This is a genomic window from Bacteroides sp. D22 (assembly GCF_000163675.1).
In the GTDB taxonomy this organism is placed as follows: Bacteria; Bacteroidota; Bacteroidia; order Bacteroidales; family Bacteroidaceae; genus Bacteroides; species Bacteroides xylanisolvens.
In genome coordinates this window covers 237,640-253,417 of record NZ_GG774797.1, presented here as the reverse complement: position 1 = coordinate 253,417, position 15,778 = coordinate 237,640, and the positions used below count along the sequence as shown (strand labels likewise).

The window sequence follows — 15,778 nt, the reverse complement described above, 5'->3', positions numbered from 1 at the left end:
ACACGCAAGAAGAAACATAAGCTATTCTGCAAGCGTGCAGGAATAGAGCCGACTATCGGGCATTTGAAATCAGACTTTCGTTTAGGACGCAACTTTTATAAAGGTGTGTTCGGGGATGTTGTCAATCTGCTCTTAGCCGCAGCAGCGTACAACTTCAAAAGAGCCATGAGGGTTCTTTGGCTACTTGTTGAAAAAATCTGCGGGACACTGTTTTCTTGCAATATCCCGCAGATGAGTACTTTTTAAGGGACGACTATATAAAAGCCGCTTTTATTAATGAGGAAGGAAGATATTCACCTGCCTTATTACCACTCTACCGGGCACAGTTCATCTCTTCCGTCACGATCACTCCGGGAATAGTAAACCAAAACCTTGATCCTTTTCCTTTTTCAGAATCAACGCCAATCCGCCCACCTAATTGTTCAACGATGCTCTGACAGATAGAAAGTCCCAATCCTGTACCGTGTACAAAAGAATTAAGCTTCACAAAACGCTCAAAGATATGTGGCAACTGCTCTTTTTCAATACCGATGCCTGTATCTTCAACATAGAATTCCAATTCGCCATCTTTTAGTTTATATCCCACATGAATACTACCTTCAGAGGTAAACTTCATTGCATTGTTAACAAAGTTAGAGATCACCTGATGTATACGGTTACGGTCACTAATGACATGACAAACCGGAAGATGATCATCAAACACCAGTTCCACCTCTTCTTTCGCTTTCATCCCCATAGAGCGGACAATATCCTCACATAACAGATTTACATCTACATCTCCGTTAGTAAACTCAAATGTACCCGCTTCAATCTTTGACAAATCGAGTATATCTGAAATTAATTGCAACAAAAGTTCATTATTCTCACGTACAATCTTAATATACTCCTGACGTTCTGCCAGCTCTTCAGTTTCTACCAGCAAATCGGAGAAACCGACAATGGCATTCAGCGGCGTACGGATTTCATGACTCATATTGGCAAGGAAAGCACTTTTCAAACGATCCATCATCTCTGCTTTATCACGTGCCTGAATCAATTCGGCTTCAGTCTCCTTCAATTCTGTAATGTCATAATTGATACCGATGATTTCTATTTCATTTTCTTCCGGTTTATAATTGGTGACCATCACATTACTGCTGACCCAATTCCATTCGTTCTTCGTTCCGGGACGACGAATACGCATCTCCCCTTGGAAATGCCTCCTTTTTCCGTCTCTGACTCCATCATAAAAATCAAGGAAACGCTTACGGTCTTCGGGATGCATTTGGCTATAAACTGCTACCACCTCACTCAAAGGAATATCTTCCTCCTCACCTAAATTCTTATACCACTGTTTTATAGCATAACCTTTGCGGTTCAAGAGATTCAATTTAGCATATCCTACTTTTGCATAATCGGATATCATCAAGAAGAAATTCTCAAAATCACGAATACGGTTCATTGCATCAATACGCTCCGTATTGTCAATGCTTATTAAAATATATCCGCTGAAGTTGCCCTCATTATCATATAGTTTACTAACCTTCGAATATAGTTCTATCACATTAGAACGGCTTGTCTCATAATATCCTCCTGCTTGCTCAAAAGAATAATTAAGTCTGAAATCTACTAAATCTTCATTCCGTACACGATCACGTATGTTCTGCGGCACATTCGGATTATCAAAGAAGTTAACTCCGATCACATCCGACTTATTCACTACACCGAATATCTCCAAATCCTTATTATTCAAGTCTATCAAATAGCCATCCTTATCGTAGATCTCTACTCCTGCCGGAATATTAGCAAATATGTTCTGAAAGAGCTTCTCGCTACGGTCCAATGCCCGGTTAGCTTGTACCGATCCTGTAGAATCGAGGAACAAACCGACTATTTCATCTTTTCCGGGAGAATAAATAACCCAATGCGTATACCGTTCCGTTCTTGGAAAATATTCATCTTTCTCCCTATAAGAATTACTATCCAGTATCTCTTCCAGAAAATTAAGTTTTTGGAGATAGTCAGGATGCTTTTCAGATGCCAAAGAACCAATATACGACTCCAAAGGAAGCCCGAAAAAGGTTGAACTGACCTCATTCGCATCCGTCACCCGATAATCGCAAGGTTTATTATTCTCGTCACGGATAATGGACATACGTATATATCCCATCGGCATAAAATGAAACAGATTATTTAGGAAAGTCTGTTCACGGATTACCTTGTCCTTAGTTTTACGCAACTCGATACAGATATTTATAATATTTCCCAATGAGGAGAACCATTGAAAATCTTCATTACTCCAGTCATGGTAGGTCTCAACCAAATCAATCCCCATATATCCCCAAACGCGGTCGCCTGTCATCAAAGGAGTCACCATTAACGATTTGATTCCCTGAACTACAAGAATCTGATATTCATCAGGAGCCTCTTCTAATAACTGCTCCAGTGTATTTAAAATAATCGGCTTGCCCGATAATATCTGTTCACTCCACCATTTTGACTCACTGGCAGGCATGTCCTGCAGATTGTCTATCTCTGCCGATACTCCTTCAGAAACAACTTCGTAGATACAACTATGATGGGCATAAATTTCATCGTATTCAAAAATATAAACACGACCTTTTCCATTATAAAGATTCAGAATATCTCTTAAAATATCTGCGATACAAGATTCTACTGCCTCATCACGTAGGAAACGAAGCAACGATTGCGAAACAAAATTCTGACGACAAAGCAAATCATTCACACGCCTTAATGCATCCCTTTGATCTTCCTCCTTGGGAGCCTCAACGCGCTGGATTATTCCGAAGGACTTATCACCTCCATCAACACCCGTACCCTTCTCACGAAAAGCCAGACGGGTATGCAGCCAAACCTCACCATATTTTGAATGAATCGGGAAAGTTTGTTCGTAAAAGTCCTTATGGATAGAAGAATTTGCCCGGAACTCCTGAGCAATCTGCTTGCGATAATCTTCACGTATCAGGTTTAGAAAATCCGAAGTAGAGATGGTGTCGCCGTCCAATCCCAAAAGATCAGAAAGATAATCGGAACATAAATAACATCCTGCCGTTAAATCTACTTCCCACCATCCGATTTGTGCAAGAGAAGCCATTTTTTTGTATCGCTCGTTGTCTGTTTGCATATTTTGTATCGTTGTAAAATAATAGGTTGACAAATATACGAAAAAGGTAATCACTGATACCATAAAGGAGCAAATAAAAAAGCTAAAAGAAGATTACGAAAACAAATAAATAGAATATGGGAGAATCTGTTTGTTACAAATTCTCCCATACCTCCTATTAAAAAAGATACACTTTGCTACTCTATATCTTATTTATAAGGAAGAGAAATTATATCCGCTCCAAGTGAACAGGGATGCATCTGCACCTGTATTCGTAGTTGGCTCGGTAAATGTATTCAATGTACCGTTCAGCTTATTCTTAAAGTTCAATGTATGGGTGATGCTGATGCTGGAAGCAGCATTTCCTGTACCTTTATTGTCATTCATATCAATCAAATCGATTGTACCGCCTGAACCTTTGACAAGGGCATTGGTGATCGTAGCTTTTGCTCCACGACGGATTTTAATCACATCTTGCATACGGTCTACATTATCCGTTGTATTGGCAGCATTATTTACGATTGTCATATTTTCAACCACAAAGTCCGACTGACGTAAATGATCCGGATAAATGCCATCCAAGTTACCATCTGCTTCAATGCCGCGCGGATCTGCTTCCGTACTGGTATAACCGCTTTCCCAAACACCATAGCAGTTTTTCAATTTACCGGAATATCCTTGAGTGAAGTCGAACATGTCATCATCCGGGTTCACAGCCAATAGGTTGGTTACATTCACCGTACCGCCAAAGAATTCGACGGCATCATCCGCACTCTCAAGAATGTAGATATTCTCGATCTTGGTACCGTTTCCAACACCGTTCAGTGTCAATCCGTTGTGCTCGATATCGGCAGTAGAGCGGGCACCGGCATAGCAGATTTTCACATAAGTCAGTGAACCGGAATTGTCATTATCGACATTACCACCGTATTTATAGTTGTTGTCGATTTCCGTCAGACCTGTATCACTCTTATTGGCGTTCGAACCGGAAATCGGAGCTTTACCATTGATAATGATTCCTCCCCAATAGCCGGATGTAGGGGTTGTTGAATTGGCAGTGAAAACAATCGGTTTATCAGCTGTACCGTCAGCATAAAGTTTACCGCCCTGTGCTACCAGCAGATAACTGCTGAAACCTTCGCGAGCCTTAATCGTTGTTCCGGCAGGGATATTCAGACGGCCTCCATTTTCAATGACTACCGTTCCGTTCAGAATATATTCCTTAGCTTCCAGTGTCTGTTCTCCGGTCAGCGTGCCGGACAGGATATTTTCGCCCACAACAATAGAACTACCGGTCCCACCGTTGTTTCCACCATCTCCGTTACCATCACCGTCCCCGTCACTATCACTGCTACATGCAGTCAATGTAAGTGCTGTTGCCATAACGGCAAACGTCATAAAGTTCACAAACAATCTTTTCATTTTGCTTTCATTATTAGTTAATAATCTTATTTCATCACCCGGCTTAGAATGTACACGACACTCCCAGGCTTATATTTATTCCTTTCTTATAATCATTCAGTATCACCTTTTCCCCGTTTTCGTTCGCTTTGCGGCTTAACTTATAAGAGGGATTCAGCAGGTTGCGGGCTTTCAGGTTAAGGGAAAGATGCTTGTTCAGTTTGGCTTGGGACACAAAATCCAGTATCAGTACTCCCTGCTCCATCACATCCTGATAACCCTGCGTGCCAATGGTATATATCTTATCACTCACATAATTAAGTACCAATGTATTGACAAAACTGCGTTCTCCTTTCGTGAAGTTATGCGAGAGATCGAAATTGACAATCCACGGTGCAGCTCCTTCCAGTTGCGAGCCAGTGGTAACCGTTGCCAAAGGCATTTTTGCATTCGTGTAGATATAAGAGCCATTCAATCCCAAAGAGAGTTTATTCATTCCGTGCGCAGCATTACTCACCGGACGGACAAACAGATTCTTACGTATTTCTATCTCCACTCCTGCCACGGTTGCCTTATCCGCTATATTCTCATAAGAAAGATAACCTCCGGCACTTGCCACTTCGATGCGGGATATCGGATTCTTAATCAATTTATAGAAAGCTGTGAGAGAAATCAACTCGGTCGGAGTGGGATTAAAGTCCCACTTCAGATCAAGGTTATAATGATCCGAAGGTTTCAGATTGGGATTCCCCTGACTGTTGAAGTTCACGCCGACATAACGGTAAGGAGATATTTCCTTTGCCTGCGGAAGCGTATATGTTTTACTAGCTCCCAGACGAAGCGAGTTTTTATCATTCAGATTGTATTTGAGATTCAAGCTGGGCAGGAAATAATCTTTTTGGATGGTATTGTTTCCTTTAGAACCTCCACGATTCACATTGTAATCCACTTCAATATCTACCTTGTCGTATTTCATTCCCAGATTCACAATCCAACGGGGAGTAAACTGGTAGGTAGCCTCGGCATAAGCGGAATGGATATTCTTTTTCACGGTATATTCATCTAAGTTCTTTTGTATCTTGAACCAGTCGGAAGCAAAGTTTTCCTGATTATAATAATCGTCAAGCGAGAAGTCGTCCAAAGAAGGGATGGTAGAAACATGTCCTACGGTCAGGTTATACTCCGTAGCTTTGAAGTTATCATCTACGAATCGGCCTGTATATCCGAAACGGATATTCGAAATTTCGTCTATATTATCTTTCAGACGATAGACCAAGCCTGCTTTTACATTCAAGTCGTCTTCATCTAAAGTTGAGAAATAGCGCTGTTGTGAGTTGCCCCTTAGCAACGTATAGCCGTCTTCCGCTTTAGTCAGGTTATTGATACGACGATCCGGTTCATACCCTTTCACCATATTATAGGAAGCACCTGCATCGAGACTTAATGATTTGGTCAATCCCCAGTTAGTCATCAGTTGATTAACGATCAGCATATTATCATTCGTTTGTTGGCGACGGGTGAATCCGAGGTTTTCATAGTCGTCACTAAAAATCGAGTTCTTACCGTTGTAATCGCCCACCGACTGGGTATTGGCATGAATCATCATCAAATTATAACTGATGTGATGACGATTCTGCATATCGAAATCCACATTGGCAAGTGCCAGCTGACTGATATTCTCCGCATACTTCTTTCCATTCATATCTTTGTAGACCGTACCGCCGGTAGTTGTATTACGTATGATTTCATCCGTATACTGATAGTCCGTCGTATGTCCGGCAGTCAGGAAGAAAGAAAGTGGATTTTTGTCTTTTCCGACATAGAATCGTTTACCTCCGGAAATACTGTAACTCCGGTTGATTTGCAAATGTTGAGCGGAAGGGTCTAACTTATTTCTGAAGTTCCATGAGTTTTCATCGGCATGTTCGGTACGATTGGCAAAGCCCATGAAGTTCACTCCATCCTGTTTCAGAAAATCGGCTGCTACCGTTTGTGTATTCAAGCCACCGGAAATGCCGAATCCCAGATGACCGCTACCAATTAGTTCTTTGGATACAATATCAATGGTTGCCCCTCCGACATCGCTGCTGCCCCCCGCGTTGAATGCTTTCTTTACACCTACAGACTGAATAATGTCCGTACCGAAGAAATCAAGAGAGATATTCTTATATTCCGGGTCTTCGGAAGGAAGAGCAAATCCATTAAAAGTAGTTGCATTGTACCGGTCTCCCAATCCACGGACAAAGACATTTTTCACTCCGTCTTGTTTAGACACTCCGGCAACTTTCGTCACAGCACCTTCTGCATCCGAAACACCTTTGCGGGAAAGCTCCCTGACACCAACAGATTGTACGGCAATGACTGCTTTTTGCTGTTCGAGCAACAGCATATTCTCATTTTCCCTATTCTTCTTAGCTACAACCACCACATCGGCAAGTTCCTGTGCATCGGTTTCCAACTCCAGATTCAGTATCACCAGTTTTCCATTCTCCACACGCACTTTACGGCGCACTTCCGTTTTGTAACCTACATATTTAATCTCAATATCATACATACCTTCCAGAACGCCCATGCTGTTCAATTCGAAATTACCCTCCATATCGGTCACTGCTCCGACTTGAGTTCCGAGCAAACGTATCGTAGCTCCTATCAAAGGTTCCTTGGATAGTTTGTCTTTCACAGCTCCTTTAATCTTGATATTGGCAGCCAATGCAGGAAGTACACACAACAGGCAAAAGAAGGCCGCCACTGAAAATCGGATAAGAAATAGTTTTTTCATCTAACTTTGCTCTACGTTTTAATTACGTCGGCAAAGATAGAGGGTGAGCATTACAACCGTAAGACGAAAAAAATACAATCTATTGAAAGAGTCATTGCAAGATGATGACAAGATGTTACAAACGTATTATCAATCAGTTACGCTATTAGTTTAACTTGTTTATAAGCAAATTTAAGACCGGAACTTCACTCTTTTATCTCTCATTATGCATAAAATTAATCGGCTGACAGTTGTGAGAAGGTGAAAATTTTGGCTGATAGTGTATTTCCACCCGCTTGTCGTCAAAGATATGTTTCACCGCTTTTCAATGCATTACGCAAAGAAACACCGATAGCTCCTTTCCCACTAAGTATATATCCAACGTTGGACTTTCTTAAAAAAAGAACAGGCATAATTGACTTGAAACTAAATATCATTATCTTTGTGAATGTTTCACGCTAAAAACAGATATGCGTCATGGAAGAGAATTTCAGAAGATATCCGATAGGAATACAGAACTTTGAAGATTTACGCAATAATGATTGTGTCTATGTTGATAAAACAGAATTGATTTATCGTTTGACTCATACAAATAAAGTCTATTTTCTAAGTCGTCCCCGACGCTTTGGGAAAAGTTTGCTGGTTTCTACACTAGAAGCTTATTTCCTGGGAAAAAAAGAACTGTTTCAAGGCTTGGCTATGGAGACTCTGGAAAAGGATTGGACGGTCTACCCGGTACTACACTTTGATTTTAGTGTGAGTAAATATATAACCGCTGATATGCTGTCAGCCGTTATTAACCGCCAATTGCTTTTATGGGAGAAAATTTATCAACGGGAAGAAGGAGAAACGACTTTCAGTTTACGTTTTGAAGGAATTATTCGTCGTGCTTACAAACAGACGGGTAAACAGGTGGTGGTATTAATAGATGAGTATGACTCACCAATGCTGGACAGCAATCATAATGATGAAGTTCAAAAGGAAATACGTAATATCATGCGGGATTTCTTTAGTCCACTGAAAGCCCAGGGACAGTATCTTCGCTTCTTATTATTGACAGGTATCAGCAAATTCAGCCAAATGAGTATCTTCAGCGAGTTGAATAACTTGCAGAATATCAGCATGAGGGATGATTACAGTGCCATCTGCGGCATCACCGAACAAGAGTTGCGCACGCAGCTACAAATTGATATTGAACAAATGGCGCAAGCCAACAAAGAAACATACGAGGAAGCCTGTGTACATTTGAAACAACAATATGACGGCTATCATTTCAGTGAGAACAGTGAAGATATTTATAATCCATTCAGTTTGTTCAATGCATTCGCACAGAAGAAGTATGCCAATTTTTGGTTTTCGACCGGTACTCCCACTTTCCTGATAGATATTCTGCAAGAAAGCAATTTTGATATCCGGGAACTGGATAACACGACCGCCACCGCCGAACAGTTTGATGCGCCCAGCAATAGAATCACCGATCCTCTTCCGGTGCTCTACCAAAGCGGTTATCTCACAATTAAGGGATATGATCCGGATTTCCAACTGTATACACTGGCTTATCCCAACAAAGAAGTAAGAAAAGGATTTATCGAATCGCTAATGCCCGCTTATGTGCATCTGCCTGCACGAGAGAATACATTTTATGTAGTGTCCTTTATTAAAGACTTGCGTATCGGTCATTTAGAGGAATGTCTGGAAAGACTGAAATCTTTCTTTGCGTCTATCCCGAATAAACTGAACAACAAGGAAGAGAAACATTATCAAACTATCTTTTATCTGTTTTTCCGGCTGATGGGACAGTATATAGATGTGGAAGTGGATACAGCCATTGGAAGAGCAGATGCGGTTGTGAAACTTCAAGATACCATCTATGTTTTTGAATTTAAAGTAGATGGTACACCCGAAGAAGCATTAGCGCAGATTAACAGCAAGGGGTATGCTATTCCGTATCAGGCGGATCACAGGAAAATAGTTAAAGTAGGTGTAAACTTTGACAGTGCCACACGAACGATTGGTGAGTGGAAGATAGAACTCGGGAGTTAATCACCGAGTTCATAAAAGAAAATGCGCTAAATCAGTTTCTTTTTCTTCCGGTAGTTCTCACGAAACTCTTTAGGCGAACAACTCTTTTTCTTCTTGAAGATCCGGTTGAAATTGGAAAGGTTATTAAAACCGCACTCATAACAAATCTCGGCGATAGACATCGTAGAATCTACCAGCAACCGGGAAGCAAAGCCCAGCCGAATATCAATGATATAATCGGAAAGATTCTTGCCTGTACGCAGTTTGAAAAAGCGGCTGAATGACACATCCGTCATCCCCACCATATCGGCCAACTGCCCCAGGCGTATTTCTTCCTGATAATGTGTATTGATGTACTCCTGCACTTTCTGCACACGCCGGCTGTCCGAATGAATATCTATCTTGGCAAAAGACGAACTGGACAAGGTACGTGCCTCTTCCTCAAAGAGAGAAAGTTCATACAAGATCGTCATAAATTTAATGACCGCATAAAATCCTTGCTTCTCTGAAGCAAGCGTATCCAGCAACGGATATATTTTGAGTATGGCGGACATCGGGAAACAAAGCCCTTTTTGTGCTTTATCCAGCATCCGGCGGATAGAGTCGAACTGATTCTTATTGATAAAGCTCTTGAAGAAAAGATCGGAAGAAAACTGAATCGTAATCTCCCGTATCTCTTTCGAACGGCACTCGTTCTGTTCCCAGACGTGCTCCAAGTCTTTTCCCGTTATCAACACCAAATCATAATCACCTATCACTTCGGAAGAGTCTCCTACAATCCGCCTTACTCCGGCAGCCTTTTCGGTGAAGTTCAATTCAAACTCGGAGTGGTTGTGTATAGGATAAGTGAATTCCGTTTTATAACGTTCCGCAATGTAAAAGCAATCCTTATCTGACAAAGGAGTGATTTCACGGATAATCTGGTTGGATAACGGTGTAGTCATAGTAATAGCAATTTATAAGCGTTTTATCGTTTGATTAGTTTTCTATCTTTACCCCTATCCGATGCAGGTCTGCCCCCGACGGGTTTTGGAAGACACGCAAGTCGAATTCGGGAATAATGGCAAGCACATGATCGAAAACATCTGCCTGTATGCCTTCGTAGGCAACCCATACTTTATTGGCAGAAAAGAAATAAAGTTCCAATGGGATACCGGTTTCAGTAGGCTGAAGCTGACGTACCATACAGGTCAGGTCTTGATTGACGGTAGGCAGATTCTTCAGATAGTTAGTCAGATAGGCACGGAAAACTCCCAAATTTGTTTGCCGGCGTCCATTCACTAACACAGAGTTGTCGATATGATGTTCCTTATTATATTCTTCCACTACCTTTTCCGTTTCATCCACATAGTCTTTCAACAGTTGTATCTTCCGGTATTTTGCCAACATCTCCGGCGTACAGAAATGCACACTGGTCATATCTATATTGATAGAGCGTTTCACACGACGTCCGCCGGATTCCTGCATTCCCTGCCAGTTTTGGAAAGAATCACTAATCAATAGATAAGGAGGAATGGTGGTGATGGTATTATCGAAGTTACGTATTTTTACGGTATTCAATGTTACTTCTATCACTGTACCGTCCGCACCGTATTTCGGCATTGTGATCCAATCGCCCACCTTCAGCATATTATTGGCAGAAAGCTGGATGCCGGAGACAAATCCCATGATACTGTCCTTGAAAACTAACATCAGAACCGCAGCGGAAGCTCCCAGTCCGGTCAGCAACACCACCGGACTTTGCTTTATCAGAATACTGATAATGATGATAGCTCCTATAAAGAAGAGAATGACTTGCGCTGTCTGCAAAAGCCCCTTCAAAGGTTTGTCTTTATATTGCTCACGCGCGCTATATACCAGATACACAGCCGTGAACAAAGCACTGACGAAGCGAAGAAAGACTGCAAGGATATAAATCATGCAAAGTCTTCGAAGAAAATCAAGCAAAGCAGAGTCTGCATGTTCGGGAAAAGCAATAGGAATAGATATATAAATCAATATAGGCGCCACCATCCTGCTGATGTTCACCATTACTTTATCATTAAATACAATATCATCCCAAGTAGCTTTTGTCTGTCTCACCAATTTAGCCACGGTACGCAGAATAATCTTGCGGCAAATCAGATTGGCCAGTAATGCTATTCCAATAATAAACAATAAGATGATAAAGTTATCAATCTTATCAGCCATAGCTTCATCCACTCCCATCGAGAGCAAAGCATGATTCACTTCTTGCATCACTACATTACCTGCTTCTTCCGGTTGCCCGTTTGCCAATGCCACACTCACTGTATCAACCACTTCTTTTACTTCTTTCATAAGCAATCGTCTCTCTCTTTTTTAGTTTTTCTTTTATTTATGATCTCTGTTTCTTTTCTTCTTTATTTTTTCCTTCTTCCAAATATTCACTGATATCCTGCCGTAGCCAATCATAATGGAAGAGTCTTTTATAGGCTACATTCTTCTTGAGCATGATTTCTACGTTCACCTGGCTATTCTGATAACAAGTCAGTTCGTTTCTGAATTGCTCATTGTGTTCGGCCAGCCGCTTGATTTCCTGTTCCCGTTCACGGCGCAATACGGTGCAGACCGGAATCAGTAGTTTCATTACCACATTATCCATCACATGGTGTCCCTGCATATACAAGTAAGTAGTTTCCGGCACCAAGCCCAGTTCCTTAAATTCAGTCCGCAATCCATTCACCTGATTGATGCTATGGGGGAATTTCTTTTTCAACTCTGCCAACTTCTGATTAACCCGTTGTTGAAGAGATTCCAAGCTCTTCTCCGGATGCCGGAGATTGATCTCACGCAAAGAAGTATAGGTATGGAAATCGTACATGGGGAAGGTGTAAGTATCCCGTTGGCGATAGAACCATACGTTCCAGAGGAAAAGCGGATATACAATCTCGGAGTACTTCTTCAGGTAGAAGTTGAAATCTAAAATGGAACGGTCATTCAACGTAGCCTGCACACATACTTCGTGAAGGCTTTCGGCAAAACAATGATAGTTTTCAATAGCATAGGTATAAGTCTGAAAAATATACCTGCTCCGGTTGATTTTACGGGAGGTATTGGTAGCTCCCTGCAACAGGAAATCATAGTCACTGTCCACACAGGCAATCAGACTTCTCCCCAATTCGGCTGTATTCAGCGTGTTCATGAGTACCATCTTTTTTCCTTTTGCCAGGGAGGTGGCCGAAGGAAGCATCACTTGGAAATAGTGTTCGTCGTCTTCAAACTCTTCAAGCAATGTGCGCCAGAAAGCGATGTCGTCATAGCTTTCTACGTAAGCGATGATACGTCGGCGGGCTTTCTTCGGATAAAGCTTATGGGCGGCATTGAAATAAGAAGAAGTCAGATTATCTCGTAGTGAAGTTGCCATTTGTTCTATTACAGGTTTCGAATTACAAATTACAGTCGGAAGAATCCTTGTCGAGCTTGTGCCCTACGGTGGTAGATATATCGCTTACTTCTGTCACGGCATCCAGCCAGCCTTCCATAATGACGGCAGGCGAATGGGTAGTCAGGATAATCTGCACATTCGGATTCAGTTCACGTATCATAGCAATCAGTTTCTGCTGCCATTCTATATGAAGGGAGGCTTCCGGCTCATCCATAAACAATACACAATGGCTGTTGTCCTGCACGAGTACGGTCAGCAGGATAACCAGCATTTGCTTTTCACCGGACGACAGTTTATAAGGGAATAATAGTTCGCCATCCTGATAGAAAGCGATATCGTTCCGTTTCCGGTCTATCTTTTTGCGTGTATAGCTGAACAGTTCGTCAATCATATCCTGAAAACGACGTTTGGCTACAGATAATGTAGCTGCTTTACGACGCTCTTCTTCATCAGTGCTGGAAAGCATTTCAATCATCTTATTACCAATGTTGACCTGATAATCGAGGTAACGGCGTTGCAAGAGATAGAGTTGCCAGTCCAGTTCAGACTTTACATTCTTGTCGGCCATGCGGGCTGTGAAGTCACCCATAATCAGGGGACGGTCGTAGCTTCGGATGACGTCATAAGGAATATAGGTTGCCTGGGGATTGTCGAAAAAGAGACGCACTCCGTTCTTCTCGTCACTTTTCATTTCACCGGAAAGTTCTTCGAGGTATCCCACCGAACGGTTCAGAATGGTAGTCTTCCCCACTCCGTTGATGCCGGAGAGGATGTTCACATCGGGACGCAAATCCCATCCTATATTAAAGCGTTCCCATAGTCCGTGTATCTCGATACGACGGATATAATTGGCTTGTTGTTCCATAATATTCAAGTTTAATCAAGGCAAATATAAACAAATCATACGATAAAAGACTACCTTTGCAACCGTTTTCTCTATTTGATTGTTAATGATATCAGAGATATGGTAAAATAAATAGTATCAACATGGACAAAAGTAAGAACCTGTATGGTCATTTGTTTGCGCTTACAGCAAACGTTATGTGGGGATTAATGTCTCCCATCGGTAAGTCGGCTCTTCAAGAGTTTTCTCCAATTTCTGTCACTACATTCCGCATGGTGGGGGCAGCAGCCGCTTTCTGGATCCTTTCCATGTTTTGCAAACAGGAACATGTGAATCATCAAGATATGCTGAAAATCTTCTTTGCTTCACTGTTTGCGCTAGTATTCAATCAAGGAGTGTTTATCTTCGGACTTTCTATGACTTCTCCTATTGATGCTTCTATCGTAACTACCACTCTACCGATTGTAACAATGGTTGTAGCGGCCATTTACTTGAAAGAACCTATTACCAATAAGAAAGTACTGGGAATTTTTATAGGTGCTATGGGAGCGCTCATTCTCATTATGAGTAGCCAGGCAGGAAGCAACGGAAATGGAAGCCTGATTGGCGACTTGCTTTGTCTCGTTGCGCAAATCAGTTTTTCCATATACCTGACTGTATTCAAAGGATTGTCTCAACGATATTCGGCAGTAACGATTAATAAATGGATGTTCATATATGCTTCAATGTGTTACATTCCGTTCTCCTATTATGATATTTCTACGATTCAATGGACTTCTGTTTCCACTGTCGCCATTCTACAGGTACTTTATGTCGTATTAGGAGGTAGCTTCCTCGCGTATCTCTGCATTATGACTGCACAGAGGCTGCTCCGTCCTACGGTAGTCAGTATGTACAATTATATGCAACCGATCGTGGCTACGATTGCGGCAATCGCGATGGGTATCGGAAGTTTCGGCTGGGAGAAAGGAATCGCTATCGCGCTCGTATTCCTGGGAGTATATATTGTGACTCAAAGTAAATCAAGAGCTGATCTTGAAAAAGCAGAAAAGCCTCATTAATAGTACAAGCGGGTAGAAAGACTGAAAGTTTCCTACCGCTTATGCTAAATGTATTCTCTAAAAATCAGAATCTTATTATCATTTAAAGTCTCATTTCAAATCCTCAAAATAAGTATCGAGCAGACTTCTTGCAGCTATAAACGAAGTCAGGTTGCCTTTCAATACCTGCTGTTCTTTTTCTAAGAGCATCGCTTCAATCTTCGGATTATGATAAAAGCTGTCACGAAGTTGTTCATTGATGCTTTCATACATCCAGTATTTACTTTGTTCGTTGCGGCGATATTCAAAATAGCCGTTTTCTTTCACGAAGTCAATGTATTCGTAAATCATGTCCCAGACCTCCTTCACTCCCAGATTATAAAAACCGGAGTAAGTCAATACTTTGGGAATCCATCCGGATTCAGGCGCAGGAAACAGATGTAATGCATTACGGAATTGAGTGGCAGCCAACTTGGCACGTTCCAGATTATCTCCATCGGCCTTATTGATAACGATACCATCCGCCATCTCCATAATACCACGCTTAATTCCTTGCAGTTCATCGCCCGTACCGGACAACTGAATCAACAGGAAGAAATCAACCATCGAGTGAACAGCCGTTTCGCTCTGTCCCACTCCTACGGTCTCCACAAAAATCTTATCGAATCCGGCAGCTTCACAAAGAATAATCGTCTCACGTGTTTTACGTGCCACTCCTCCCAAAGAACCGGCTGACGGACTAGGGCGGATAAACGATTTAGGATGTACGGAAAGCTGCTCCATACGGGTTTTATCGCCCAAGATACTGCCTTTACTACGCTCACTACTAGGGTCGATGGCCAATACCGCCAGTTTGCCCCCCTTTTCGAGCACGTGCAGACCGAATACATCTATGGATGTACTCTTTCCCGCACCGGGAACGCCGCTGATACCAATCCGGATCGAATTACCGGAAAATGGCAGACACTTCTCTATGATTTCCTGTGAGACAGCCTGATGTTCAGGCTTTACGCTTTCCACCAATGTCACAGCCTGACTCAATATAGTGACATCACCTTTTACGATACCTTCTACAAACTCTGCTACTGAAAGTTGGCGTTTCTTAGGTTTCCGCTTTAAGTAGGGATTCACAGATGAGGGTTGCTCAATGCCTTTATTGACAACAAGCCCCTTATATTCTTCACTATTTTCAGGATGTTCCATA

General features: G+C 41.9%; 11 protein-coding genes. 3 read left to right on the top strand and 8 right to left on the bottom strand.

Annotated elements, in window-relative coordinates; translation table 11 throughout:
* Positions 1 to 246 (top strand): transposase (locus tag HMPREF0106_RS25655; RefSeq protein WP_008997441.1); only part of this gene is annotated, 246 nt, incomplete at its 5' end.
* 67 nt (positions 247 to 313) lie between these two features.
* Here the strand turns inward: HMPREF0106_RS25655 and HMPREF0106_RS20470 are convergent.
* The 3 genes from HMPREF0106_RS20470 to HMPREF0106_RS20480 form a co-directional block, all read right to left on the bottom strand.
* Positions 314 to 3,124 carry an ATP-binding protein gene (locus tag HMPREF0106_RS20470; RefSeq protein WP_009039048.1) on the bottom strand — a complete coding sequence of 937 codons (2,811 nt, stop codon included), beginning with the start codon at positions 3,122 to 3,124 and terminating at the stop codon, positions 314 to 316.
* A 192-nt stretch (positions 3,125 to 3,316) separates the two neighbouring features.
* The gene (locus HMPREF0106_RS20475; RefSeq protein ID WP_009039047.1) at positions 3,317 to 4,525 is read right to left on the bottom strand and encodes a hypothetical protein; all 1,209 of its coding nucleotides are present in this window, start codon (positions 4,523 to 4,525) and stop codon (positions 3,317 to 3,319) included.
* A 43-nt stretch (positions 4,526 to 4,568) separates the two neighbouring features.
* Positions 4,569 to 7,283 (bottom strand): TonB-dependent receptor, encoded by a 2,715-nt coding sequence (locus HMPREF0106_RS20480; protein ID WP_009039046.1) that lies wholly within the window; start codon positions 7,281 to 7,283, stop codon positions 4,569 to 4,571.
* Positions 7,284 to 7,739: 456 nt separating this feature from the next.
* On the opposite strand from HMPREF0106_RS20480, the gene HMPREF0106_RS20485 reads away from it, so the two are divergent.
* On the top strand, positions 7,740 to 9,305 hold the full coding sequence (locus HMPREF0106_RS20485) for an ATP-binding protein (RefSeq protein ID WP_009039045.1): 1,566 nt from the start codon (positions 7,740 to 7,742) through the stop codon (positions 9,303 to 9,305).
* 26 nt (positions 9,306 to 9,331) lie between these two features.
* Here HMPREF0106_RS20485 and HMPREF0106_RS20490 read toward each other — a convergent pair whose 3' ends face one another.
* Genes HMPREF0106_RS20490 through HMPREF0106_RS20505 form a run of 4 tightly spaced genes read right to left on the bottom strand, consistent with a single transcriptional unit; the run spans position 9,332 to position 13,555 of the window.
* The gene (locus tag HMPREF0106_RS20490) at positions 9,332 to 10,228 is read right to left on the bottom strand and encodes an AraC family transcriptional regulator (RefSeq protein ID WP_004301439.1); all 897 of its coding nucleotides are present in this window, start codon (positions 10,226 to 10,228) and stop codon (positions 9,332 to 9,334) included.
* 34 nt (positions 10,229 to 10,262) lie between these two features.
* Complete coding sequence (locus HMPREF0106_RS20495; RefSeq protein WP_085929282.1) at positions 10,263 to 11,603, bottom strand: mechanosensitive ion channel family protein; 1,341 nt, start codon at positions 11,601 to 11,603, stop codon at positions 10,263 to 10,265.
* 37 nt (positions 11,604 to 11,640) lie between these two features.
* Positions 11,641 to 12,669 (bottom strand): DUF4435 domain-containing protein, encoded by a 1,029-nt coding sequence (locus HMPREF0106_RS20500; protein ID WP_009039044.1) that lies wholly within the window; start codon positions 12,667 to 12,669, stop codon positions 11,641 to 11,643.
* 22 nt (positions 12,670 to 12,691) lie between these two features.
* Positions 12,692 to 13,555: an AAA family ATPase gene (locus HMPREF0106_RS20505; protein WP_009039043.1), complete on the bottom strand. Its 864-nt coding sequence runs from the start codon at positions 13,553 to 13,555 to the stop codon at positions 12,692 to 12,694.
* 122 nt (positions 13,556 to 13,677) lie between these two features.
* Between HMPREF0106_RS20505 and HMPREF0106_RS20510 the strand changes: the two genes are divergently transcribed.
* Positions 13,678 to 14,595, top strand: a complete 918-nt coding sequence (locus tag HMPREF0106_RS20510) for a DMT family transporter (RefSeq protein ID WP_004315635.1) — start codon at positions 13,678 to 13,680, stop codon at positions 14,593 to 14,595.
* Positions 14,596 to 14,685: 90 nt separating this feature from the next.
* On the opposite strand, the gene meaB is transcribed toward HMPREF0106_RS20510, so the two are convergent.
* Complete coding sequence (meaB, locus tag HMPREF0106_RS20515; protein ID WP_004320987.1) at positions 14,686 to 15,777, bottom strand: methylmalonyl Co-A mutase-associated GTPase MeaB; 1,092 nt, start codon at positions 15,775 to 15,777, stop codon at positions 14,686 to 14,688.
* Between the last annotated feature and the right edge of the window lies 1 nt (position 15,778).

Coding starts and splice junctions, on each gene's coding strand:
- HMPREF0106_RS20470 (WP_009039048.1), bottom strand. CDS start 3,124: ATGCAAACAGACAACGAGCGATACAAAAAAATGGCTTCTCTTGCACAA.
- HMPREF0106_RS20475 (WP_009039047.1), bottom strand. CDS start 4,525: ATGAAAAGATTGTTTGTGAACTTTATGACGTTTGCCGTTATGGCAACA.
- HMPREF0106_RS20480 (WP_009039046.1), bottom strand. CDS start 7,283: ATGAAAAAACTATTTCTTATCCGATTTTCAGTGGCGGCCTTCTTTTGC.
- HMPREF0106_RS20485 (WP_009039045.1), top strand. CDS start 7,740: ATGGAAGAGAATTTCAGAAGATATCCGATAGGAATACAGAACTTTGAA.
- HMPREF0106_RS20490 (WP_004301439.1), bottom strand. CDS start 10,228: ATGACTACACCGTTATCCAACCAGATTATCCGTGAAATCACTCCTTTG.
- HMPREF0106_RS20495 (WP_085929282.1), bottom strand. CDS start 11,603: ATGAAAGAAGTAAAAGAAGTGGTTGATACAGTGAGTGTGGCATTGGCA.
- HMPREF0106_RS20500 (WP_009039044.1), bottom strand. CDS start 12,669: ATGGCAACTTCACTACGAGATAATCTGACTTCTTCTTATTTCAATGCC.
- HMPREF0106_RS20505 (WP_009039043.1), bottom strand. CDS start 13,555: ATGGAACAACAAGCCAATTATATCCGTCGTATCGAGATACACGGACTA.
- HMPREF0106_RS20510 (WP_004315635.1), top strand. CDS start 13,678: ATGGACAAAAGTAAGAACCTGTATGGTCATTTGTTTGCGCTTACAGCA.
- meaB (WP_004320987.1), bottom strand. CDS start 15,777: ATGGAACATCCTGAAAATAGTGAAGAATATAAGGGGCTTGTTGTCAAT.